The sequence below is a fragment of the Sphingobacterium faecium genome, from assembly GCF_003054045.1.
GTDB lineage: Bacteria > Bacteroidota > Bacteroidia > Sphingobacteriales > Sphingobacteriaceae > Sphingobacterium > Sphingobacterium faecium.
This window is the reverse complement of record NZ_QBKH01000001.1, coordinates 107,883-131,624: the sequence shown is the minus strand read 5'-3', so window position 1 is coordinate 131,624 and position 23,742 is coordinate 107,883. Positions and strand designations below refer to the sequence as shown.

Genomic DNA, 23,742 nt, shown 5'->3' with positions numbered 1-23,742 from the left:
GGCTTCTTAAAAACAGTAAATTTAAGTATTATGATTGATTCACTAACGCTTGTTTTCTAAACAACTTATATTGTAATATTTCTTCCGATAGTTTGGCAACAGCATACCCAATAATAGTGATATCATCTACCCATCCCAAAACAGGAATTACATCTGGAATGGCATCTAATGGTGATATTACATATACAATTGTAGCAACTATCACAGATAAGTTCCACTTATTCATTTTATATTTACCTGAAAATGTATCTTTACACATAGCAATTAAAATTTGAAAATCCTCTTTTCGAACATCTAAATTTTTTGCTTTTAGCTCAGCAGCCTCTAAATCCGCCGTCGTAATTTTATGTTTTCTAAATCCTTCAAATAAAGCCAATGCTTTACCTAGAAATTGTTTCTTCATTTGTTCAAAATTATAAAAATCCACTAAATATGACTCAGACAGTGGATTAAAGTTTAATCTAAATATTCCAATAAGAAGTATTCAGTATATTATTTATTTTCAATAAAAAATAAAAGTCTTATTATATAATTAAAAATATGCAAATATGGGCATAATCTTATTTATTATCAGTAGCTTTAGTAAGAAATGTTATTATTCACTTAAACATAACTGTTATGGCAAAAGAACAAAATGCAGTAAAGAATGATAAAAAGAAAGCTGAAAAGACGCTAAAAGAAAAACGAGCTGAAAAGAAAACAAAAAAAGCTAGTAAAAGCAAATCTGAATAAAATTAAAGTCCCTTCGCTTATTAAAGAAAAGGGACTTTAATTTTTATTTTGAACTTTAATTCAGATATTTTTTCATAGCTATTCTCAATCTATCATCATAACCATAAATATCCGGAAACTGTTCAATTTTATTATTTTTATCTAACCAGGTTGTATAATAAGACAAATAAACAGGAACACCTACTTTCATTTTAACCCATCGGGAATTATTAACTGAATCTTTTATTTCAGTAGCAATTTTAGCTGCTTCCTTTTCATTATTAACTAAAAAAGAAGCTAAACTAGCGGGATCTTCTACACGAACACAACCATGGCTCAGTGCACGGTTACTGACTTTAAATTTTTGTTTAGCGGGGGTATCATGTAAGTAGATTGCATAAGGATTTGCAAAGATAAACTTGATGTTTCCCAATGAATTATCAAAACCCGGATTTTGTTTGAATTTAAAATTCTCTACTGAGTCGGCTTGCCAGTTGATTGTATATGGATCTACAATTTGTCCTTTTAAATTGTAAACAACCATATTTCGACTTTCCAAATATCCTGGATTAGCCCGCACACTATTTAGTAATTCCTTTTTTACAATACTTTTAGGAATATTCCATACCGGATTTACCTGCATTCGATCTAATACGCCACTCATCATCGGTGTTTCATGATTTTGTCCTGTTTTAGCGAAGGCTTTATTTTCAGTTTCTCCCACGCAAACATTCATTATTTGCTGTACAGCACCTTCATCAATCATGCGCAATTTCATTTCGGGAATATTGACGAATACATATTTATCTGGAAAATCTTTTCCCATCCAACGTAAACGTTCCATACTCATGAGGACGTGATTACGATCTTCCTTACTCAAATTACCAGCTATCAGTAGTTGTTGAAACTTTTTATAGAAAGCATTTTTAGGTTGGGCTTCCTGAGCAATATGAGAGACATTTAATGTACTGTCTAATAACTGTTTTGCTTTTTTTAATGTATAACGGTTATGCCCGACAAAATATCTTCCATAGAGTTTCTTCGGATTTATAAGTCCATTTTCGAGTATATTGACATAGGCAACTAAGGCATCAGAAGAAAGAAGTTCTATTTTAGCCAATATCGTATAGGCTTCATTTATATCTTTAATTTCCTTACTTTGAAGACGATTAAGTGCATTGCGAATTTCTTCTGTATGAAAAATTGATGGATTAATGCCATGTTCACCTGATTTTTCCAAATAATGCAGTAATGTATCTGTACCACCACTAACTAATTGATTCTGAATCCATGTAAAACCCCGAGATGAGTCGGCTATTTCACTCATCCATTTAGGATTAAATAAATGGGAATTTTCATTTTTCAATTCATTTTGAATAGTATTGAAATAGGCTGTACTATCAAAATCTTTAAATAGCTTTTGATCTAATGATGTCGCTAAAATATCTCCATAAGTAGGAGCCTTAGTTTGACAAGAAGTAAATAATAGTATAAACAAAAAATATACAAGCCCTAAATTTCGCATAATATGATTAAGAAATTGCTTAAAAAGTCAAAGATAACAATGTTTCAAATGATATTATAATTAGTTAAGACAAGCGCAATTATTGTCAACGTCTCACTACAACCATTGAAAAAAAATAACAAAGCCTAAAATAGAATTATTTTAGGCTTTGCTGAATGTAAAAATAAACTTAAACAGTTTGCAAATATTGCGCGTAACAATATCCTTCTTCGTTATCCTTAGTACGAACCAACCACCACTGATCATTAGCTTTACTAATCAACGTTATAATTTCGTCTTTAGCCGCTTTTCCTACAATTGGTTGATCTGTACCTGGCCCTTTACGAATATTCAAATTTGAACTATCCGTAATAACCTTTACTTGGCTGCCTGGAACTTCCGTAGTGACATCGACATCCATAACGACATCTCCAGATGCAAAATTAGGATCTATATTTCCATATACCTCCCATAATTTATTTTTCACATCAGCAGATGGTGCTGTTCCCCTAATTTGGAGAACACCGTCTTGTTCGGCAAAATTTAAATCCTTAGTGCCTAATGATCTTGCAGTATCTAATAATACTTTATATTTTTCTTGTAAAGCCATGATATTCGATTTTGAAATAATTATTTAGTAACAACTGCACTCAGATCTACTTTCTTAGGATGTAAATTGTCCAAAGCTTGTTTTAATGTTACTAATTTAGCTTTTTCAATAGTTCCTGTCACGGTAATGATACCATCTTTCACAGTAGCTTGTACAGTAGGAAAGTCTTTCGTTGCATCAACAATACCTTTTGCTAACGATTCATCAACAGTATTAACAGATATTGCTGCTGGAGCAGTAACTTGTACTATAATATTATTAACAACAGATTTGATTGATTTATCAGCTGCTTTAACATCGGTCTCGATCTGTGCTTTTTCAGCTTCTGAAGAAGCGAAACCTTCCAGGGTAACAACTCCATCTTTAACCGAAGTTGTGATACCTTGATGACTAGTAATCACTGTTTCTACTTTTGCTTTCAAATCAGCATCAGAAACTTTAGATTTACAAGAAGGCATTGCAGCAACTAAAGTGCCCGCCATCATTAACATTGGGAATACTCTTTTTAACTTCATAATCACACATTTTTATTATTTTTAAAAGCCTAAATTATCCTATATAGACACTTAAAGTTAACAATTAAAAGAGTAAATGGTTTCGATTTAAATACTAATTTATAGAAAGTAGATGTTGTTCTACATGATTAAAGATAAATGACTCTCCGACCTTCTTTCGTAATAACAACTTTCCAATAGGAGATTGATTTGAGATAACAAATACCTTCTCCTCATCGATTTTTACAACGCCAATACTAATTGCAATAAAATAAATACCCAAATTTGTCTTAACAACACTTCCATTTTGAACATAATCAGTATGATTTGGTTCAACAAGATTATTTAAAATTAACTCATCCTTTTTTGCCTCAGCAAGTTGCATCTGACATCGTGCAATGTCCTGTTGCATCATCTCGCGTGTGGTCTCATATTTATCTCCTGCACTACTTTTTGTATCATCAGTACTTGCTTCATGAGCCGATTTCAAAGCTAATTCCAAATTTGCAATCCGATCTTCAACATGCATTTTACATGATTCCATTAGTGATGATCGTAATAAAGTATAATCCTTCTCCATGATTGCAAACTAAGGATAAAGATTTAAAGAAAAAAATCAAAATTAAAGTAACTAAAAAACAATAAGATACAATGGAAATGGGATTAAAAGGCATATAAATACAAAAATAAATTTGGTTGCAACCTTAAAATTTGTACTTTTGTCGCGGAGAGCTGGCAGAGTGGTCGAATGCGGCAGTCTTGAAAACTGTTGACTGTCATAGGTCCGGGGGTTCGAATCCCTCGCTCTCCGCCAAAAAAATAAAGCCCAAAGCAATTTGGGCTTTTGCTGTGTATGGACTTTTGTGAGCTAGATCAAACAAAAGGGTCAAAGACAAAAATTTGGGGACATGACATATTTTAGGTATAAATATTTGTCAATATAAGCAATCTAGTCATTCCCAAGATGGCACTCATGCCCCCTTATCACTTCTATAGTCACTAAAATACATCTGAATAATATCTTCGCATTACGCTCAGGTGCGACTTTCGCTATTCCCCATATTATGCTGCGCCAATTTCAGTAAAATACTATCTCTGCCCCGTGTCAGCCATACCGTCTCGTTATCCAAACAAGTCTCGATGCGGGTAATACCCTCTTCACTTCGATTACCCCGTTTCTCCATAGCCTAAAAATTTAAGATAAATTATTAACCAATTTTTGTTTATAATTGGTTACTGTACATCTTGGCTTCTCCATTTTCCACGGAGATGTGTCGTAAAAGACACACCTGAACGCATGCGTAAGTACATCAGTACTGATCTTTCTTATTTTTTTTCATATGGAAATAAAAAACCTTATATTTAGTTAACAATTACAACCTATTATATAAAACAACCTTTATTCTAATGACAAAACTAATTATTCTCCTTTCAGGCTTATTCATCAGTAATATGCTATCTGCTCAATCTTTAAAAGAGGATTTTAAACCAGCAGCAACTAATCAACCAGGACAACTCTTCCCACAGGTTAACTCGCAGGGGTACGCCAGATTTAAAATACACGCACCAAAAGCAGACAGTGTACGGGTAAGCTTAGGTTTAGGCGGAGGAAGTGGCACAGTCCTACAAAAACAAAATGATGGATTCTTTACAGGCACTACAGAAGGCCCAATGGATGAAGGATTCCATTACTATAACATTACGGTAGATGGAGGAAAATTCAACGATCCAGGATCGATGAATTACTATGGATCTGTACGCTGGGAAAGTGGGATAGAAATTCCAGCACCTGATGAAGATTTTTATTCCTTCAAAGATGTGCCCCATGGACAGGTATCTCAAATATTGTTCCCCTCCCCTAGTACAAACACTTCTCGAAGAGCATTTGTCTATACACCGCCAAGCTATAGTAAAGACACCAATAAGCGGTATCCCGTTTTATATCTACAACACGGTTGGGGCGAAGATGAAACGGCGTGGTCTAATCAAGGAAAAGCAAATCTAATCATGGATAATATGATTGCCGAAGGAAAAATAAAACCATTCATCGTTGTCATGACCTACGGTATGACTAATGAAGTGAAATGGGGAAGAATCAATGAATTTAAAATCGAAGAATTCGAAACCGTTTTAATTAAAGAACTAATACCTTATGTCGATGCTAACTTTAGAACATTAACGGATAAGGCAAACCGTGCCATGGCGGGATTATCAATGGGTGGAATGGAGACAAAAATGATCACACTACGCAATCCAAAAGTCTTCGCACACTACGCATTATTAAGCGGAGGTACATACGCCGCATCCGATTTAGCTCATAAACCGGATGTAAAACTGATATTTCTCAGTTCTGGCAGTAAAGAAAACCCAGATAAAGTAAAACAAGCGGTTGATGAACTAAAAAAAGCTGGCGTTTATGCGGTATCTTACGTATCACCAAATACTGGACATGAATTTCAGACTTGGCGCCGTAGCTTGCGCGAACTAGCACCGTTGTTATTTAAATAACATCATCATAATGGAGATATGCTCATATTCTCCCTGATGGAATATGAGCATATTTCAAACTTTATTCGAAATAAAGAAACATGTTTCCTCCTGAACTTGATCAAACAACAAAATATTCACAGCAAAAGAAATAAGCAAAGCGGATAGCTTTAGTTTATGATTTAGCCTGCCCCTTTCCGAAATCATGTAATAATCCCTAACGCTCCGCAACAATCTTCATCTTTCGACTAAGGTATTTTGTTCAATATCTTTTCATTTTTTATTCCGAACGATAAATATCAATTCCAGATCGTAACAAAAAATTTAGACGGTATTCTCCTACTATCATTTCTGACAAAGTATGGACTTTTTGAGCCAATAAATATGGCTATAATGCTATCCCTTGATAAGTTATTATCATATGGGGAACAAATGATAATCAAATCCAGTATTTATCTAGTTATTCTTATGTTATAATAGAGGTTATATAGAGTTTTACCTATACAAACCCTATAGAAACCCTCTATCAACCCTCTATAATTACACTATTATAGCTCTATCATATATTAATAAGATATTAACTTCATACCCATTAATAATGCACACCATATCAATATGGTATTGGACGTCTTAATCTACACTTTTGACAAATCAACACGCATACGTAAATGGCATAATGTCCATAAAAAATATAAGATCACATATCTGTAGAAGAGTAATTCCGGAAGACTTTAAAGTGAATGTTGAGGAATAGTATAAAATAACCGTTCACTTAACGATTATACATGGCGATACAACAAGATTTAAAAATAACTATCATTAAGACAAAAGGTTAATGATGATAATCTCTTAAAACATATAAAGATAATAAAACACCCATTTGCATCAATGAAGTACAAATGGGTGTTTTAGATAAAAAAAAATCCTAATCTGTAAGATTACTAAGTGCTTTTATACTTTTTTTGGAGGAAGGTCAAAAGCAATAGCTTCATGTTCAAAATGTCCATTATGGGCACCATCACAAAATGGTTTGTTTTTGGATAATCCACAACGACAGATAGAAAGCACTGTTCTACCCTGTAAACCATAAGTATCTCCATTTCTATCAACGATTTCAAAATCGCCTTCTATTTTTACCGAACCATTATTGTTGATCGTAAGTTTTGTCTTTGACATAGCTATTTTATTAATATTTTCCTATACAAACCTAGGAATAATCAAATGACTTTTTGCAATTTACTAGCTATTTAGAAGCGTTCCTTTTAATCTAATTAAATCAGGATCTGTAATGATATAACTGTCACCTGATTTTATTTAACTCTTATATGATCCCGTACAATGAGCCGCCTTTTGCCCCCAAATTATCAACCCTTTTTTCTACTGCAGGGTCCTTAACTAAATCTGGAGCATGATGTGGTTTACGCCTAGCATCAATAATAATTGGTCCGTGACAGCCCCAATGTTTGTATTTGGTAAAACTATTAACCCCGTAAATATCATAAGCAGGATTTGACCTAGTGAATGTTACCCAAACAAAATTATTCTCATTTGCTGCAGTAAAGTCAGCATCATCAGCCAAAACAATCATCTGAATTCCAGCAAAATCTTCATCTTTCATGGCATCACACCAATTTTTTAAAATAGTTTCCTCCTGCTCATAAGATGTAAATGCAGCTGCGTCAACTACAAGAATCCCTGGCAAAGCTATTTTAACATTGTTAAATGGTCTTGGGATGGTTAAACCCACAGGGATCTCCTTACTTAACGATCTTTTCTTTGAACCTGCGGCCGCAAAAACAACCTTTGATCCAGCATTGAGTCCATCTCCAGAATAATCTAAAGTATCTATTGTTGTATTGGTATGAAAGTGCAAATCTCGGGTAAGATCGATTCTTTCCAACATATGCATAAAAAACCCTGCAACATTATAAATATCCAATGATGGGTCATCTTCAATTGCTGCTATAAATAAATACTTTGCCAAACTCAGCTGATTTTTACCTAAAGCTTGACTTGCTATGGTCAAAATTTCTTGCGGACGATCTACTTTTTGATAGGGTGTATAACTTTCTCTACCAATCGCAAAAAGTAATGGATGAACTCCTGCAGCATCTACGGCATGGACAGCTTGCAAACCATTGATCTCTTTGGGGATTGCGGCTCCAGTAATTTCATGGATCAAATTACCAAAACTAGTATCCTCTTGTGGAGGTCTTCCAACAACTGTAAATGACCAAATAGGATCTTTCTTGTGATAGACATTATGAACCCTCATCAATGGAAAAGGATGGGTCAAACTATAATAACCGATATGATCACCAAATGGTCCCTCGGGTTTAGTTTCGTTGGGATATACAGTACCCGTGATAACAAAGTCAGCATCAGAAGAAATACAAAAACCTTCTTTGTCATAGAAATAACGAAATCTACGATTACCTAAAGCTCCAGCAAAAATCATTTCAGATAATCCTTCAGGCAAAGGCATGACTGCAGAAAGTGGATGTGAAGGTGGACCACCAATGAAAATACTAACTTTTAAAGGTTTTCCTAATTGATTTGCTTTTTGTTGATGAATTCCAATTCCACGATGCAATTGATAATGTAAACCGATTTCTTTATCTTGAATATAATCATTACCAGAAAGCTGAATACGATACATACCTAGATTAGCCTGCATAATACCCGGCTGTGTAATATCCTCTGTATAAACCTGAGGCATAGTAACGAATGCACCACCGTCCATAGGCCAATTGACTATCTGAGGAAGCTTAGTTATCGCTGTTTTACCGTATAGAATCGGGGCATTGGTTTTCTTTTTCCAGGGTAAAGCTCCTAACGCAACAGCCGATGAACTTAAATACTTAAATGGATTTTTTAAAACCGAAGTAGGATCCATCTTAACATCGACCAATTTTTTTATATGGTCAAGTGTATCTCTAAACATAAATTTAGAGCGATTCAAAGTACCGAATAGATTTGAAACAGCAGGAAACTCAGAACCTTTTATATTTTCAAAATATAAAGCTGGACCCTCAACATCAAATACACGCATATGTATTGACGCCATTTCTAGATAAGGATCTACCTCTTCTTTGATACGAATCAAATGTCCATGCTGCTCTAAGTCGGCAACACACTCCGCTAAACTTTTGTACCCCATAATGCCCCCTTTTATTATTCTACTACAAAAATAACAGAATAATTGGCAGGATAAAGTTTAAATGACACATACATTGACATTATTTATCGATCAAAAAATTATGATGCATGCTTGTAAAAGTAAAATGAACTTTGCTAGACCAACTTGTATTATCAACGTCAGACTCATATTTCATTATCCGCCGAAATTCATCAAAGTTTTCTTTATGGATATTGTAAAAACGGGTATAAAACAATTTGACCATCCACTTGCTAATAGAGATCGTTTGATACGTTCCCCCCGGATGATGTACTTGCATATAACGAGAAAAAAGTTGCTTATAATCTAAGCTCTCGTCCCCACCTAAATAAATAACTTCACTAATAAAATCATTCTTCCATGGCATTATCCTAATCCAACGGTAAACATCTAATAAGGATATGGGTCTAAATTTAAGATTGCCAATATACTTCCAATAAGGTATGTATCTACTCTTCGCTAACTTGCTAAAAATATCACTCAAAATAGTTCCCTTCCCAATAGCACTACTCTTTAATACCACCGTATATTTAACTCTATATTCTTCAAATAAAGTCTGAATAGCATCAATATAAAAAGAATCCATCAATTGGGCCATGTATACAATTCGATCACAAGAATTTTGCTTACATACTTCAATAAAATTACGGAGTGAAATAAGCTCCATCTGCATATTCAAGGGATCATTTAATCCGGGAACCTGAGTAAAATAGATCCCTAATTGTAAATCTTCTAAGTAAAAATCTTGAGGTAGCGTATTCGATTTAAATAAATCAATTTCAATTAGATCTGCCGTTACAGATTCATCCAATCGTTTATTAAAAATTTTCAAATTCCGCACTAATCCGGTAACCTTAAATTCATCACTATGTAGATGGCTAACAGCCCGTCTTCCCAAATACGTATTTAAACCTGTAATTAATACATCCATGAATGAATTATTAAAATTTCCTTAATCACAAATTAAACAAATAAAATGCAGTAAGGTTTAATTGAAACCGTTTTTTTACATATTTAATTATTGTCCTTTTATTGTAAATATGTCAATAATGTCAATAAAACCAACAATAACCTTATATATTTGTACATCCTATATGCTTTCTTGGGGGAAATAGTACAAAAAAATTATATCTGTATGGAAAAAAGGGCTGCGTTGATTTGGTTTAGAAATGATTTAAGGCTTCATGATAATGAAGTATTCTTAGAAGCATCCTCAAAAAGTACCTTTATCATACCCGTATTTTGTTTCGACCCTAGATATTACGCTAAAAATCAATACGATTTTCTAAATACAAATGTCATAAGAGCAGCTTTTCAACTAGAAACCGTAAAAGCACTAAAAGAAAAATTGCAATCTCTTGGAAGTGATTTAATCACTTTTGTAGGATATCCAGAAGATATCATACCGCGTATTGCTCAAAAATATGAAGTAGATGAAGTGTATCATCATCGTGAGGTTGCTCATAGAGAAACAACTATTTCCGAAAAAGTTGAAGAAGAACTGTGGAAAAGTAGAATTAACTTAAAGCATATTATTGGTCATACCTTGTATCACAAGGAGGACTTACCTTTTCCTATACGTGATATTCCAAATTCTTTTGCAACATTCAAAAAGAAAATAGAACGCGAGAGTTTTGTTAGAAATACAGCAGATTATCCAACTAATTTCGTGACTGCTCCTCATCTCGAAAAAACACCCCTTCCCACTTTAGAAGAATTAGGCTATAGCCAAGAAGAAATTGCTCTTGTCAGCAATAAATTAATCGAAGGTGGAGAAGATTTAGGTCTGGAGACGATGCAAATGATATTAGATGACCCAAAAGGCTCAGAGCATGATTACACGTTATTGTCACCTTTTATTGCATTAGGATCATTATCGCCAATTAAATTGTACCATGAAATCAAAAAAAGAGAAAATGGGAAGAAGAACAAGCGATTTGATAAAATCATAGATATGTTGCTTTGGAGAGATTATTTTAGATTCATGCTAAAAAAATATCCAAACGTATTTTTTAAAGAAAAAGGATTTAAGAAAGAACAGATCATGAGTAAGAACGATCAATTGCTATTTGACAAATGGAGATTTGGAGAAACGGAAAATGATTTTGTTAACCAAAGCATGAGACTTCTTCAAAAAACTGGATATTTACCTTACTTCGCCAGAATCATTGTTTCTAGCTATCTGGTACAAGAATACAATATCAACTGGTTGAAAGGAGCGTATTGGTTTGAACAAAATATATTTGACTATTCGCCAGCTACTAATTATGGCAATTGGTCACATATAGCAGGGGTAGGTACAAGTGAGAAAGATAATATGCCGATAGATTGGCAAAAACTCATCAACACGCATTATCCAAAAGGTATTCAAGTACCAGAGAATTATTTAGGACAAATAAATTAATGTCTTTTTTGAATAAATATAAGATCATTGATGATTTATCGTCACAATTTTAATCTTTATTAAAACGAGATTAAAATTTAGATTCCTCACTAAAATAATCAATTACAGTACCTAAAACTCTATTTTTATTCCTAACTTTGACACATTCATATTTTTTCAAATAGATGGACAAACTTACATATTTGAGTAACGCCGATTCGAGCTACATCGACGGGTTATATCAAGCGTACAAACAAGATCCAGAATCCGTAGATTTTGGCTGGCAAAAATTTTTCGAAGGTTTTGACTTTGGTCAAAATGCGGGCGAAAGTGTTGGTGTTTCAGCAGATGCAACACCAGATCATGTTTTAAAGGAAATAAATGTATTGAACATGATTAATGGCTACAGAGATCGTGGTCATTTATTTACACAAACAAATCCGGTACGTGAGCGTCGCAAATATTACCCTGGAAAAGAATTAGAAACATTTGGTCTTTCTGAAGCAGACATGGACACCATTTTTAATGCTGGTGTTGAAGTTGGCCTAGGTCCTGCCAAATTGAAAGATATCAGACAACTCATCGAGGATACCTACTGTCGTTCTATCGGCGCAGAATTCAAATACATTCGTAACCCTGAAAAAATTAAATGGTTACAAGATCGTATGGAAGCTGACCGCAACAAACCAACGTATTCTTTAGATATCAAAAAAAGAATTTTAGATAAATTAAATCATGCAGTTGCTTTTGAAAGTTTCTTAGGAACAAAGTTTTTAGGTCAAAAACGTTTTTCATTAGAAGGTGCAGAAAGTTTAATTCCAGCTCTAGATGCCGTTATTGAAAAAGGTTCAGAATTAGGTATCCAAGAATTTGTTATTGGAATGGCTCATCGTGGCCGTTTAAATGTATTGACCAATATCATGGGAAAACCTTACAAAACTGTTTTCTCAGAATTTGAAGGTAAGACATATGCAGAAGATCCTGAAGTAAACTTTGGTGGTGATGTTAAATATCACTTAGGTTATTCCACAGATGTTAAAACTGATGATGGTAAAACGATTCATTTAAGTTTAGCACCAAATCCATCACACTTGGAAACAGTAGATCCTATTGTTGAAGGTTTGGTCCGTTCAAAGATTGACATGAAATATGAGGGAGATTCTTCAAAAATCGCTCCTATTGCTATTCATGGTGATGCTGCAATTGCAGGACAAGGTGTGGTATACGAAGTAACACAAATGTCTAAATTAGATGGTTACAAAACTGGTGGTACTATTCATATCGTTATCAACAACCAAATTGGTTTTACAACAAACTATAAAGATGCAAGATCAGGAACCTACTGTACTGATGTAGCAAAAATAACTTCTTCTCCTGTATTTCACGTAAACGGTGATGATGCAGAAGCATTAGTATATGCGATTAAACTAGCGGTAGAATATCGTCAAAAATACAAAACTGACGTTTTCATTGACTTGTTATGTTACAGAAGATTTGGTCATAATGAAGCAGATGAACCTAAGTTCACTCAACCTTTATTATATAAACTCATTGAAAAGCATCCTAATCCAAAAGAGGTATATGCTAAAAAATTAATTGATGAGGGAAGCATAGATGAGTCTTACTCTAAAAAAATTGAGAAAGAATTCAAAGCTGTATTACAAGAAAAACTAGAGGAATCTAAAGAAGTTGTTAATCTAACAGAAGAGACTCCTATGTTCTCTGGAGCTTGGAAAGGATTACGCCCTGCTAAAAAAGGAGAATCGTTCACGCCTGTCAAAACTAATGTTTCAGATCAAACATTTTTGCAATTAGCGAAAGAGATTACAACACTTCCTACAGATAAAACGTTCTTCCGTAAAATTTCTCGTTTATTCGAAGATCGTGCTAAGATGATTGAAAAAGATTCTTACGATTGGGCAATGGGTGAATTAATGGCTTACGCGACATTATTAAATGAAGGTAGTCGTGTTCGTATTTCTGGTCAAGATGTACAACGTGGTACATTCTCGCACAGACATGCAGTATTGACATTGGAAAATTCTGAAGAGACTTATACACCTTTAGCAAATATCACTGGTGGAGACAAATTCTCTATCTACAATTCGCTTCTTTCTGAATATGCAGTATTAGGTTTTGAATACGGTTATGCTTCTGCTAATCCACATGCATTAACGATTTGGGAAGCTCAATTTGGAGATTTCTATAATGGTGCACAGATCATCGTGGATCAATATTTATCATCTGCAGAAACCAAGTGGAAACGTTCGAATGGATTGGTCATGTTATTACCTCACGGTATGGAAGGACAAGGTCCAGAACACTCTTCTGCTCGTATCGAAAGATTCTTAGAACTTTGTGCTAATGAAAACTTAATTCTAGCAAATTGTACTACACCAGCTAACTATTTTCACTTATTACGCCGTCAACAAGTTCGCGAATTCCGCAAACCATTGGTCGCATTTACACCAAAATCTTTATTACGTCACCCTAAAGTGGTATCACCGTTGAAAGATTTTACATCAAATACATTCCAAGAAGTAATTGATGATGCACATGTAAATGCAAAAGACGTAAAACGTGTATTGTTCTGTTCTGGTAAAGTATATTATGATTTATTAGAGAAGCAAGAAGCTGACAAACGTAAAGATATTGCCATTGTCAGATTGGAACAACTATTCCCTATTCCTGAGGAGCAATTGAAAGCAATTCGCAAAAAATACACTAAAGCTACTCAATTTGTTTGGGTTCAGGAAGAAAACGAAAACATGGGAGCTTGGTCTTACTATTGTCGTAAACTGATGAATACAGAAATTGCATTTACTGGTTTTGTAGCGCGTAAGGAAAGTGGAAGTACGGCAACGGGTTACATGAAACAACACGTAGCACAACAAGCTGAAATTTTAAATAAATCATTCGAATAAAAACAATTTTTATCCAATTGCGTCTTTTATCAAAAAGACGCAATTGTCTGTAAAGAACATTATATATGAGCTTAGAAATTAAAGTACCAACCGTAGGTGAATCCATTACTGAGGTAACCTTGTCACAATGGTTGAAACAAGATGGCGATTACGTTGAAATGGACGAAAACATCGCGGAATTGGAATCTGACAAAGCAACTTTTGAATTACCAGCTGAAAAAGCAGGTATCTTAAGAATCATTGCTCAAGAAGGAGATACTTTAGAAATTGGTGCTGTAGTATGTACTATCGAAGAAGGTGGTGCTCCTGCTGGTGATGCAAAACCTGCTGCTGCTGCTTCTGAAGAGAAAGCTAGTGCTCCTGCTGCAACAGCTAATGTTGCCGATGAGAACCCTGATTCTTATGCCGCTGGAACTGCTTCTCCTGCTGCTGCAAAAATTTTAAGAGAAAAAGGAATTGATCCTGCTACAATTAAAGGCACAGGTAAAGAAGGACGTATTACAAAAGAAGATGCTGAAAAAGCACAAGTAGCTCCTAAAGCTGCTGCTCCTGCTAAAGAAGCACCTAAAGCTGCTGCTCCGGTTGCTGTGGCTGGCTCTCGTAATGAACGTCGTGAAAAAATGACGTCTCTACGCAAAACAATTGCTAAACGTTTAGTTTCTGTAAAAAATGAAACGGCTATGTTAACGACTTTCAATGAGGTCAATATGCAACCGATCATGGATTTACGCGCTAAATACAAAGATACTTTCAAAGAGAAACATGGTGTAGGTCTTGGATTTATGTCATTTTTCACTAAAGCAGTGACAACTGCTTTAAAAGAATGGCCTGCTGTAAATGCTAGAATTGAAGAAAACGAATTGGTATATTCTGATTTTGCAGATATTTCAATTGCAGTTTCTGCTCCTAAAGGATTAGTAGTACCTGTACTTAGAAATGCAGAATCAATGTCATTACATGAAATCGAAAAAGGAATTGGCGCATTAGCTGTAAAAGCACGTGACAATAAATTAACGATTGATGAAATGACTGGTGGTACATTTACCATCACAAATGGTGGTGTATTTGGTTCAATGATGTCGACGCCGATTATCAATGCTCCTCAATCTGCTATCCTAGGTATGCACAACATCATTCAACGTCCAGTTGCTGAGAATGGTCAAGTGGTCATCCGTCCAATGATGTATATCGCTCTTTCTTATGATCACCGTGTTATTGATGGTCGTGAGTCAGTAAGCTTCTTAGTACGTGTAAAACAACTATTAGAAGATCCTGCTCGTTTATTATTAGAAGTATAAATAAAGTAGGTGATAAATAAAAAATCCCGATGTGAAAAGCTCACATCGGGATTTTTTATTCATACAATAGTTAACGGTTCTAAAGTATTTTTTATCCCCTCGCCTGTAAAGCCAAAGCATATAATTTCATTTGTTTAACCATCGAAAGCAACCCATTCGCACGTGTTGGAGAAAGGTGTTCGTTTAGACCTATCTGATTAATAAAGTATAAATCTGCATCCACAATTTCCTTAGCAGTATGACCAGATAATACCTTTACCATTAAGCTTACCAAGCCTTTTGTAATGATAGCATCACTATCAGCAGTAAAATATACTTTACCATCTTTTACTTCAGGAAACAACCATACTTTTGACTGGCACCCTTTGATGATGTAATCATCTTTCTTATGTTCTTCACTGATTAATGGAAGCTCTTTTCCTAATTGAATGATATATTCATATTTTTCCATCCAATCTGTAAAAAAAGAAAAATCATCCATTAATTCATCTTGTATTTCGTTAATAGTCATTACTATTTATATTTTTTTAAACTAACATATTAACTGCTCTTCTAAGACCAGTAACTAAAGCATCTACCTCTTCTTTTGTATTATACAGCGCAAAAGAAGCTCGAATGGTACCTGGAATTCCGAACCGATCCATAACGGGTTGTGCACAATGGTGACCTGTACGTACAGCAATACCCAATTTATCCAAGATCACACCGACATCATATGGATGAGTACCATCTATCAGGAAAGAAATAACGGAACTTTTATGCGCGGCGGTACCTATAAAACGGATTCCAGGTACAGTAGCAAGTTGTTCTGTTGCATAATTCAATAATTCTTCCTCATATACTGCAATTTGTTCAAGTCCAATAGCATTGATGTATTCTACTGCAGCATTTAAACAAATACCAGCTTCGATATTAGGAGTTCCTGCTTCAAATTTAAAAGGAAGTTCGTTATAAGTTGTTTTTTCAAAAGTAACCTCTTTAATCATATCTCCTCCACCTTGATATGGTGGAATTGCGTTTAAGGCATCTTCTTTCCCGTACAACACTCCTATACCAGTAGGTCCATACATCTTATGTCCAGAAAAAGCAAGAAAATCAACATCCAAATCTTGAACATCTATTTTCACATGTTGAATTGCTTGAGCCGCATCTAACAACACAGGAACATGATGTTCATGTGCTATTCTTATCATTTCCTTTACGGGGTTGATCGTTCCTAAAGAATTTGAAACGTAGGTAAAAGAAGCAATCTTCGTTTTTTCTGAAAATAGTGCTTTATATGCCTCAATATCCAGCTCTCCTTTATCATTCATAGGAATCACCTTCAATAAAGCTCCTTTATCTTCGCAGATCATCTGCCAAGGAACAATATTAGAATGATGTTCCATGGCAGAAATAATGATTTCATCTCCAGCAGCAATGTTCACCTTTCCAAAACAAGTGGCGATGATATTGATACTATGCGTAGTACCTGTGGTGATAATGATCTCATGTTCATGTTTTGCATTAATAAAAGCCTGAATACTCCTTCTGGTCACTTCAAAAGCATCCGTAGAAATTTGACTTAAATAATGAACACCTCTATGTACATTACTATTCATCTCTGAATAATAGTGAGTAATTGCATCAATAACAGATTGCGATTTTTGAGTAGTCGCTCCATTATCCAAATAAACTAAAGGCTTTCCATTAACCTCCCTTTTCAAAATGGGAAAATCAGCCCGAACCTTATTTATATCGAAATCTTTCAATTGTTTTTGCTCCATGATATTAACAAAGTTAAGAGTATTTTAGCATAAAAATGTCTTCATTATCTACTTTTTAAATATAGGCCAACATTTAAAGCGCACATTTCAATTAAGCTACATTACTGATTTTTTACAACATAAATGTATAATCTTTCTTTAATACAATTTTTATTGAAGCTATTTAATTATCTTTGTATTGATATGCAAGAATTACCTCTAAATTTACCCGAAGGCTCAAGAAAAGAAGTTATGAGCTACTTGGAACCGTTCATGCTGAATGAGATGAGCGAGTATTTAAAGCCTGTAGACGAAATGTGGCAACCAGCAGATTTTCTACCGGATGCTTCTAGAGATACATTTTTTGATGAAATTAGAGATTTACAAGAAAGTGCGAGAGAACTTCCATATGATTTAGTTGCTGTATTAGTTGGTGATACCATTACAGAAGAAGCATTACCTACCTACGAATCTTGGTTAACTATGGTCGAAGATGTGGAGAAAAATGAACAAGGTGGTTGGATGAGATGGGTACGTGCTTGGACTGCAGAAGAAAATCGTCATGGAGACCTTTTAAATAAATATCTTTATTTATCAGGAAGAATTGACATGCGTCAATTCGAGATATCAACCCAGTATTTAATAAAAGATGGTTTTGACATTGGTACAGGTGCCGATCCTTATCGTAACTTTATCTACACTTCTTTTCAAGAATTAGCAACCAACGTTTCTCATAGACGTGTAGCTGGGCTATCTAAGAAAAATGGGGATAAGTTATTAGCAAAGATGTGCGGTGTAATTGCTGCAGATGAAGCACGTCATGCCAAAGCATATATGTCTTTTGTCTCTCATGCGTTGGTCGTTGATCCGAGTGAGGTGATGATTGCTTTTGAAGATATGATGCGCAAGAAAATTGTAATGCCAGCTCAATTTTTAAGAGAATCTGGAGAACCACAAGGCGAAGCATTTGCACACTTCTCTGATGCGGCTCAACGTCTTAATATCTATACTGCGATTGATTATGTTGACATTTTAAAAGAGCTTAATGCGGATTGGAAAATAGATCAAGTGAGTGGCTTAAACGAAAAGGGAGAAAAAGCAAGGGATTATTTAATGAGACTTCCTGATCGTTTACTACGATTGGCAGATAGAATGAAAATCCCAGAAAAGGAATATAAATTTAAATGGATCTACGATCAGAAATAAAAAAAAGCTCGATATAAAGTATCGAGCTTTTTTTTTATCAAAAAATTATCAGTAGAGGATTATTTCACTCCGCTCATCAGTTTCTTCACGATTGGCGATAAAGCAATTAAGACAATTCCTGCAATCAACGAATAGACACCCAATTGTTTGTAGCTATCAGTATAAGTGATCAATTTATCTGCTAAAGAATCTCCTTCTCGAGCTTCTGCCATGCTTGCACCGATTAAACCTGCAACATACTGACCGTAAGCACTGGCCAAAAACCACATCCCCATCATAATGCCCTGCAGCTTCGCAGGAGATAGCTTCGTCATAATAGATAGACCAATTGGTGATAAACATAACTCTCCCACAGTGATCACCAAAAGTGCTAAGGTGAATACATCTAAAGAGGCAATACCATCCTGCGCAAAAAACTTGGTTCCAAATAGCACATAATAACCTAGCCCAAGAAATATAAATCCTAATCCAAATTTAATAATGGTATTGGGTTCCATTTTTCTTTTCGATAGCCAAATCCATAAAAGCCCAAAAATTGGCGCTAAAATAATAATAAAAAATGCTCCTCCAGAGTTGTTTACACCATTTGGATCTAAATGAAATAAACCTCCTAATATGGAATCGTTCAAATTCTTTGCGGCAAAAATACTTAATGAACCACCACTTTGTTCGTAAATACCCCAAAAAATGATAGAAAACAAGATGAAAACTAAAGCTGCAATCAATTTGTTTCTTTCTACCTTATTCAATTTTGTCATTTCATAAAATAGGTAGATTAGTGTCAATGGACCTATCAGATACATAAAGATATCCGTATATTCCGTTTTAGAAACCATAACCTGTACCAGTGGAATTAATAATAAGGTACCTATATATACCGCATACTCAGCCCATTTTGGCAATTCCTTGACTTTAACTATCGCATCTGGATGACCGGGTTTCAAACCAATAGGTCCCAAGTGAAACTTAGTAAAATGAAAATTGATAAGACTAATAAGCATACCCACAGCAGCTAAACCAAAGGCAACATTCCAACGATGCGCTTCATCAATAACGGAAGCTAACATATAACCTTTACCAATAGCCACACAGATATAACCTCCAAGGAATGCTCCTAAATTGATTCCTGCATAAAATAAAGAGAAACCTGCATCTCGACGATTATCATCTGAACGGTACAATTCGCCAACCATCGTCGAAATATTGGGCTTGAAAAAACCGGTTCCAATGATGATAAATGCTAATCCAAAAAAGAAAAATTGATGCGGATCTGTTGCCAATAATGCACTACCAACAATCATCAAAGTTCCACCCCAGAAAAGTGATTTCCTAAATCCCAAAATTTTATCAGCAAATAATCCACCGATAAAAGTAAATGCGTATACAAATGCCTGTGTCGCACCGTACTGTAAATTTGCTTCCTTTTCTGCAAAATTAAGCTGAGTGATCATAAAGAAAACCAGCATACCCCGCATTCCGTAGAAGCAAAAACGTTCCCACATCTCTGAAAAGAATAAACTCCAAATCTGCTTTGGATATTTCCCTTCAAACTGTTGAACCTGTTCTAATGTTTGTTGTCCTTGTTTTGACATTTCGATTATTATTAAAAAAGCTTCCATTTTAGGAAGCTCTATCATATTTTACTATTTAATACCAGGCATTAATTTTTTAATGATTGGATTGAGTATCATTACTAATAAACCTGCTGCTGCTGGAATAGCGGTAAACAAAAAGAAGAAATGACTCAAAGAATACTCCTGTTGAATAGTTTCTACTTGTCCACCTAATACTGCGGCAACTTTCTGTGCAATCGCTATTGCTAAATACCAGATCCCAAACATAAATGCTAACATACGCGCTGGAACCAGTTTTGAAACATAAGAAAGACCAACTGGTGATATGAATAACTCTCCTAACGTATGAAACAAATAGGTTAAGACTAAAAATACCATAGATATTTTAACTCCTTCAGCTATTCCCCAAGATCCTAATCCAATAATTAAGTAACCAATGGCAACTAATATCAATCCATAACCATACTTCATCGCTGCAGAAGGGTTGTATTTTGATTCCCATAATTTAGAAACGGTAGAAGCCAATGCAATAATAAAGAACGAATTTAATGTTGAAAACCAAGAAACCTTAATTTCAGATACTTCTTTTGAAAACTCATTTTTTAACATCCAGATTGCAGCTCCCCATATCAACACAAAACAAACAATGAGGATGATATTTGATAAAGCAATTTTGCTCCATGTAGCTTTTGCCAATTTCACCAATACCCAAGATATCAATGCTAAAGGAACAACAGTTAACAAGGCATTCAAAATATTAAAAATTTGAAGTGCGCCTCCAGATAAACTTCGATCTATATTATCACGTGCAACAAGTACCAAAGATGTTGCCCCCTGCTCAAAGCTCATAAAGAAGAAAATCAAAAAGAAAGCTAAGAAAACAACTGCAATCATACGGTCACGTACCACTTTATCGTATCTTCTAATACGAGATGATATCAGATAAATAAAAAGAATCAAAGCAAGAATGATCATCAGATATTGACCTCTCAAAAATGGCAGATCTAATGCACTAAACATATCAATAATTCCATTTTTAGACAGGGGATCATTAAAGGCATAGAGGAATCCAACGACCGATATAATGGCTATTAAAATATAATCTAGGGTAGTAAATGGATTTCTCTTATCTGCATCAGCTAATAATTGATCTTCCTGACTCATTTCTTTAGACTGGTCTAAAACACCTAAATTACCCATCAGCGGTTTTGCAAATACAAACTGCAATGTACCTAAAAGCATAAAGATACCTGCTAGACCAAAGCCCCAGTGCCACCCTTGTGTTTCTGCAACATAACCACATAACATCATTCCAAAAAATGCACCTGCATTGACCCCCATATAAAAGATCGTGTAAGCGCCATCTTTCTTTTCGGGCAAGTCTTTGTACATCTCTCCTAAAATTGATGGCATGTTCGGTTTAAAAAAACCTGTACCGATAACTAAACATGCTAAACCAATAAAGAACATGACCTGCGTATCAAACGCCATAGCAGCGTGACCAATCGTCATGATCACAGAACCAATAATAACTGCCTTGCGTGATCCAATATATTTATCGGCAATAATACCGCCTAATATTGGTGTTAAATAAAGCATCATCGCATATGTACCATACAAAGCACCGGCTTGTTCTGCGCTCCAAGCCCATCCGCCTTGTATGACGGTAGCCGTTAAAAATTGAATTAATAATACCCGCATGCCGTAGAACGAAAAACGTTCCCACATCTCGGTAAAGAAGAGGACAAATAGTCCTGACCGTTGTCCTAAAACATTTGATTTATAAAAATCAGAAGTGGTCCCTCCTGAAAATGAAGCCTTAGATGCTTGACTCATATCTACAATTTAATCTAATTAAGCGTATTGAAAATTTTAATAACAGTCTACAAAGAAACAAAAAACAATCGCATTTTTTACTGAATAATTGTATTATCTCTATTATAAGGCATCATTTTTGAAACAAAAAGAGACGTTTCTTTTGAAACGTCTCTTAAAATAATATATAATGAGCATGGATTAATTAATACCGTGCATCATTTTCTTCAACACCGGATTTAAGATAAGTAATATTAAAGCGGTAGCTGCTGGAACAATAGCAAAAATCATAAAGAAATATGACATCGAATGTTCAGCTGTAATTTTATCAATATAAGATCCTAAATAGCCTCCTATAAAATTAGCAATAGCTGATGCACAGAACCAAAATCCAAATAGCAAGCCTAATAATTTCTTAGGTGATAGTTTACTTACATAGGACAATCCAACCGGTGATAAGCATAATTCTCCTGTAGAATGGAAGAAATAAGCAATAATTAACCAAACCATACTCACGGTTGCAGTCTTAGCGCCCTGTGGGATTTCACTTGCACCATAAGCTAATGCAGCAAAACCAATACCAACAAGAAGAAGTCCTAAAGCAAATTTCACCGGTCCTGAAGGGTTCCATATTTTTTCCCAGAATTTACTAAAGGAATTAGCCAATGAAATGATAAAAAATGCATTTAGAATTTGAAACCAAGAAGCAGCTACTTCTGTTTCTGTTGCGCCAAACTCTCTAAAAACTTTCCATAAACCTAGACACCAGATAACAGCAAATGAAACTCCTGTGAAGATAATCGTTAATGGATATTGCTTATAGATTTTCTTTGCTAGTGTTAGCAATACTATACTGACAATTACCATTGGAGCAATGGTCAAGATCGTATCGATCCATTTGAAAGTAGTAGCTGTATTTCCTGAAAGGACACGTTGCGTATAGTCTTTAGCAAAAATAGACATCGATCCTCCTGCTTGCTCAAATGCTAAAAAGAAAACAATACTTGCGATCATCAAAACAGCAATCACAATCAAACGATCTCTCACCACATTTGCAGGAATCACCTCTTCGGGTTCCTCTTCATGATTTTTGATTTTCTCATCATGGAAAGCTTTAGTCGCTTTTGGAGATTCTCCAATAACACCGAAAATCTTTTGAGCAAAATAAAACTGCAACATACCGAAGAACATGAAAACACCTGCTAATCCAAAACCATAGTGCCAACCTACTTTCTCTCCGATATATCCACATAAAAGCATACCTAAAAATGAACCGGCATTGATACCCATGTAAAATATGGTATAACCAGCATCCTTCTTGGAACTTGCATCTGGGTAAAGATTACCAACCATCGAAGAAATATTGGGTTTAAACATTCCATTACCGAGAATCATTAAACCAAGACCTACGTAAAAGAAATTTGGATTTATTCCCTCAAAAGCCATGGATAGATGCCCCATGGTCATAATTAGTGCCCCAATTAAAATGGCTTTTTTAAATCCAGTTAATTTATCGGCAATCATACCACCTATTAACGGGGTTAAATAAACCAGTCCCGTATAAAGACCATATAGTTTCATCGCCTCTTCATTACTCCAGCCCCATCCTTCATCAGCAAGGGAACTGATTAAGAAAAGCGTTAATAAAGCACGCATGCCATAGTAACTAAACCGTTCCCACATTTCGGTAAAAAATAGGACAAATAATCCCGCAGGATGTCCAATTACCATCTTATCATCCACACCTTGTTTTTTCAAATGGATAACAAGAGCTTCATCTCTTTCTTGATACATATATTTAATAATAGGGTTC

General features: G+C 34.9%; 19 protein-coding genes and 1 tRNA gene. 6 read left to right on the top strand and 14 right to left on the bottom strand.

Annotated features, from left to right (window positions below):
- Positions 1–28 precede the first annotated feature (28 nt).
- From C8N37_RS00595 to C8N37_RS00575, 5 genes are all read right to left on the bottom strand, one after another.
- A complete protein-coding gene (locus tag C8N37_RS00595) occupies positions 29–403 on the bottom strand; it encodes a YkvA family protein (RefSeq protein WP_108157076.1) in 375 nt (124 codons plus the stop codon).
- Positions 404–787: 384 nt separating this feature from the next.
- Entirely contained in the window at positions 788–2,236 is a 1,449-nt protein-coding gene (locus C8N37_RS00590; RefSeq protein WP_108157075.1) for a L,D-transpeptidase family protein, read from the bottom strand.
- Between the two features lie 169 nt (positions 2,237–2,405).
- Positions 2,406–2,825, bottom strand: a complete 420-nt coding sequence (locus C8N37_RS00585) for an SH3 domain-containing protein (RefSeq protein ID WP_108157074.1) — start codon at positions 2,823–2,825, stop codon at positions 2,406–2,408.
- Positions 2,826–2,845: 20 nt separating this feature from the next.
- Positions 2,846–3,340 (bottom strand): BON domain-containing protein, encoded by a 495-nt coding sequence (locus C8N37_RS00580; RefSeq protein ID WP_108157073.1) that lies wholly within the window; start codon positions 3,338–3,340, stop codon positions 2,846–2,848.
- A gap of 94 nt (positions 3,341–3,434) precedes the next feature.
- On the bottom strand, positions 3,435–3,863 hold the full coding sequence (locus tag C8N37_RS00575; RefSeq protein WP_108157740.1) for a 3-oxoacyl-ACP synthase: 429 nt from the start codon (positions 3,861–3,863) through the stop codon (positions 3,435–3,437).
- 182 nt (positions 3,864–4,045) lie between these two features.
- Here C8N37_RS00575 and C8N37_RS00570 point away from each other — a divergent pair.
- A tRNA-Ser gene (locus C8N37_RS00570) sits at positions 4,046–4,133 on the top strand.
- Positions 4,134–4,353: 220 nt separating this feature from the next.
- Here C8N37_RS00570 and C8N37_RS22705 read toward each other — a convergent pair.
- Positions 4,354–4,503, bottom strand: coding sequence for a hypothetical protein (locus C8N37_RS22705; protein ID WP_170114444.1), 150 nt, complete (start codon positions 4,501–4,503; stop codon positions 4,354–4,356).
- Positions 4,504–4,726: 223 nt separating this feature from the next.
- Here C8N37_RS22705 and C8N37_RS00565 point away from each other — a divergent pair, with 223 nt between their 5' ends.
- Positions 4,727–5,827: an alpha/beta hydrolase-fold protein gene (locus C8N37_RS00565; RefSeq protein WP_108157072.1), complete on the top strand. Its 1,101-nt coding sequence runs from the start codon at positions 4,727–4,729 to the stop codon at positions 5,825–5,827.
- Between the two features lie 930 nt (positions 5,828–6,757).
- Here C8N37_RS00565 and C8N37_RS00560 read toward each other — a convergent pair.
- The 3 genes from C8N37_RS00560 to C8N37_RS00550 all read right to left on the bottom strand — a co-directional run bounded on the left by C8N37_RS00560 (position 6,758) and on the right by C8N37_RS00550 (position 9,915).
- Entirely contained in the window at positions 6,758–6,982 is a 225-nt protein-coding gene (locus C8N37_RS00560; RefSeq protein ID WP_108157071.1) for a CDGSH iron-sulfur domain-containing protein, read from the bottom strand.
- 145 nt (positions 6,983–7,127) lie between these two features.
- Positions 7,128–8,966: a UbiD family decarboxylase gene (locus C8N37_RS00555; protein WP_108157070.1), complete on the bottom strand. Its 1,839-nt coding sequence runs from the start codon at positions 8,964–8,966 to the stop codon at positions 7,128–7,130.
- Positions 8,967–9,045: 79 nt separating this feature from the next.
- A complete protein-coding gene (locus tag C8N37_RS00550) occupies positions 9,046–9,915 on the bottom strand; it encodes a Rossmann-fold NAD(P)-binding domain-containing protein (RefSeq protein WP_108157069.1) in 870 nt (289 codons plus the stop codon).
- Between the two features lie 204 nt (positions 9,916–10,119).
- On the opposite strand from C8N37_RS00550, the gene C8N37_RS00545 reads away from it, so the two are divergent.
- The 3 genes from C8N37_RS00545 to odhB all read left to right on the top strand — a co-directional run bounded on the left by C8N37_RS00545 (position 10,120) and on the right by odhB (position 15,589).
- Entirely contained in the window at positions 10,120–11,388 is a 1,269-nt protein-coding gene (locus C8N37_RS00545) for a deoxyribodipyrimidine photo-lyase (RefSeq protein ID WP_108157739.1), read from the top strand.
- A gap of 164 nt (positions 11,389–11,552) precedes the next feature.
- The gene (locus tag C8N37_RS00540; RefSeq protein WP_108157068.1) at positions 11,553–14,291 is read left to right on the top strand and encodes a 2-oxoglutarate dehydrogenase E1 component; all 2,739 of its coding nucleotides are present in this window, start codon (positions 11,553–11,555) and stop codon (positions 14,289–14,291) included.
- 65 nt (positions 14,292–14,356) lie between these two features.
- Complete coding sequence (odhB, locus tag C8N37_RS00535) at positions 14,357–15,589, top strand: 2-oxoglutarate dehydrogenase complex dihydrolipoyllysine-residue succinyltransferase (protein ID WP_108157067.1); 1,233 nt, start codon at positions 14,357–14,359, stop codon at positions 15,587–15,589.
- A gap of 91 nt (positions 15,590–15,680) precedes the next feature.
- Here odhB and C8N37_RS00530 read toward each other — a convergent pair whose 3' ends face one another.
- Both C8N37_RS00530 and C8N37_RS00525 read right to left on the bottom strand, forming a co-directional pair.
- On the bottom strand, positions 15,681–16,100 hold the full coding sequence (locus C8N37_RS00530; protein WP_108157066.1) for a SufE family protein: 420 nt from the start codon (positions 16,098–16,100) through the stop codon (positions 15,681–15,683).
- Between the two features lie 16 nt (positions 16,101–16,116).
- The gene (locus C8N37_RS00525) at positions 16,117–17,355 is read right to left on the bottom strand and encodes a cysteine desulfurase (protein ID WP_186812873.1); all 1,239 of its coding nucleotides are present in this window, start codon (positions 17,353–17,355) and stop codon (positions 16,117–16,119) included.
- Between the two features lie 183 nt (positions 17,356–17,538).
- Here C8N37_RS00525 and C8N37_RS00520 point away from each other — a divergent pair, with 183 nt between their 5' ends.
- A complete protein-coding gene (locus tag C8N37_RS00520; RefSeq protein ID WP_045753215.1) occupies positions 17,539–18,540 on the top strand; it encodes an acyl-ACP desaturase in 1,002 nt (333 codons plus the stop codon).
- Between the two features lie 59 nt (positions 18,541–18,599).
- Here C8N37_RS00520 and C8N37_RS00515 read toward each other — a convergent pair whose 3' ends face one another.
- From C8N37_RS00515 to C8N37_RS00505, 3 genes are all read right to left on the bottom strand, one after another.
- Positions 18,600–20,132, bottom strand: coding sequence for a peptide MFS transporter (locus tag C8N37_RS00515; RefSeq protein ID WP_094772830.1), 1,533 nt, complete (start codon positions 20,130–20,132; stop codon positions 18,600–18,602).
- A gap of 51 nt (positions 20,133–20,183) precedes the next feature.
- Positions 20,184–21,950 (bottom strand): peptide MFS transporter, encoded by a 1,767-nt coding sequence (locus C8N37_RS00510; protein WP_108157065.1) that lies wholly within the window; start codon positions 21,948–21,950, stop codon positions 20,184–20,186.
- A gap of 180 nt (positions 21,951–22,130) precedes the next feature.
- Positions 22,131–23,723: a peptide MFS transporter gene (locus C8N37_RS00505; RefSeq protein WP_108157064.1), complete on the bottom strand. Its 1,593-nt coding sequence runs from the start codon at positions 23,721–23,723 to the stop codon at positions 22,131–22,133.
- Positions 23,724–23,742: the final 19 nt, after the last annotated feature.

Excerpts from the sequence above, each read along its gene's own strand:
- C8N37_RS00595 (WP_108157076.1), bottom strand. The coding sequence starts at position 403 with ATGAAGAAACAATTTCTAGGTAAAGCATTGGCTTTATTTGAAGGATTT.
- C8N37_RS00590 (WP_108157075.1), bottom strand. The coding sequence starts at position 2,236 with ATGCGAAATTTAGGGCTTGTATATTTTTTGTTTATACTATTATTTACT.
- C8N37_RS00585 (WP_108157074.1), bottom strand. The coding sequence starts at position 2,825 with ATGGCTTTACAAGAAAAATATAAAGTATTATTAGATACTGCAAGATCA.
- C8N37_RS00580 (WP_108157073.1), bottom strand. The coding sequence starts at position 3,340 with ATGAAGTTAAAAAGAGTATTCCCAATGTTAATGATGGCGGGCACTTTA.
- C8N37_RS00575 (WP_108157740.1), bottom strand. The coding sequence starts at position 3,863 with ATGGAATCATGTAAAATGCATGTTGAAGATCGGATTGCAAATTTGGAA.
- C8N37_RS22705 (WP_170114444.1), bottom strand. The coding sequence starts at position 4,503 with ATGGAGAAACGGGGTAATCGAAGTGAAGAGGGTATTACCCGCATCGAG.
- C8N37_RS00565 (WP_108157072.1), top strand. The coding sequence starts at position 4,727 with ATGACAAAACTAATTATTCTCCTTTCAGGCTTATTCATCAGTAATATG.
- C8N37_RS00560 (WP_108157071.1), bottom strand. The coding sequence starts at position 6,982 with ATGTCAAAGACAAAACTTACGATCAACAATAATGGTTCGGTAAAAATA.
- C8N37_RS00555 (WP_108157070.1), bottom strand. The coding sequence starts at position 8,966 with ATGGGGTACAAAAGTTTAGCGGAGTGTGTTGCCGACTTAGAGCAGCAT.
- C8N37_RS00550 (WP_108157069.1), bottom strand. The coding sequence starts at position 9,915 with ATGGATGTATTAATTACAGGTTTAAATACGTATTTGGGAAGACGGGCT.
- C8N37_RS00545 (WP_108157739.1), top strand. The coding sequence starts at position 10,120 with ATGGAAAAAAGGGCTGCGTTGATTTGGTTTAGAAATGATTTAAGGCTT.
- C8N37_RS00540 (WP_108157068.1), top strand. The coding sequence starts at position 11,553 with ATGGACAAACTTACATATTTGAGTAACGCCGATTCGAGCTACATCGAC.
- odhB (WP_108157067.1), top strand. The coding sequence starts at position 14,357 with ATGAGCTTAGAAATTAAAGTACCAACCGTAGGTGAATCCATTACTGAG.
- C8N37_RS00530 (WP_108157066.1), bottom strand. The coding sequence starts at position 16,100 with ATGACTATTAACGAAATACAAGATGAATTAATGGATGATTTTTCTTTT.
- C8N37_RS00525 (WP_186812873.1), bottom strand. The coding sequence starts at position 17,355 with ATGGAGCAAAAACAATTGAAAGATTTCGATATAAATAAGGTTCGGGCT.
- C8N37_RS00520 (WP_045753215.1), top strand. The coding sequence starts at position 17,539 with ATGCAAGAATTACCTCTAAATTTACCCGAAGGCTCAAGAAAAGAAGTT.
- C8N37_RS00515 (WP_094772830.1), bottom strand. The coding sequence starts at position 20,132 with ATGTCAAAACAAGGACAACAAACATTAGAACAGGTTCAACAGTTTGAA.
- C8N37_RS00510 (WP_108157065.1), bottom strand. The coding sequence starts at position 21,950 with ATGAGTCAAGCATCTAAGGCTTCATTTTCAGGAGGGACCACTTCTGAT.
- C8N37_RS00505 (WP_108157064.1), bottom strand. The coding sequence starts at position 23,723 with ATGTATCAAGAAAGAGATGAAGCTCTTGTTATCCATTTGAAAAAACAA.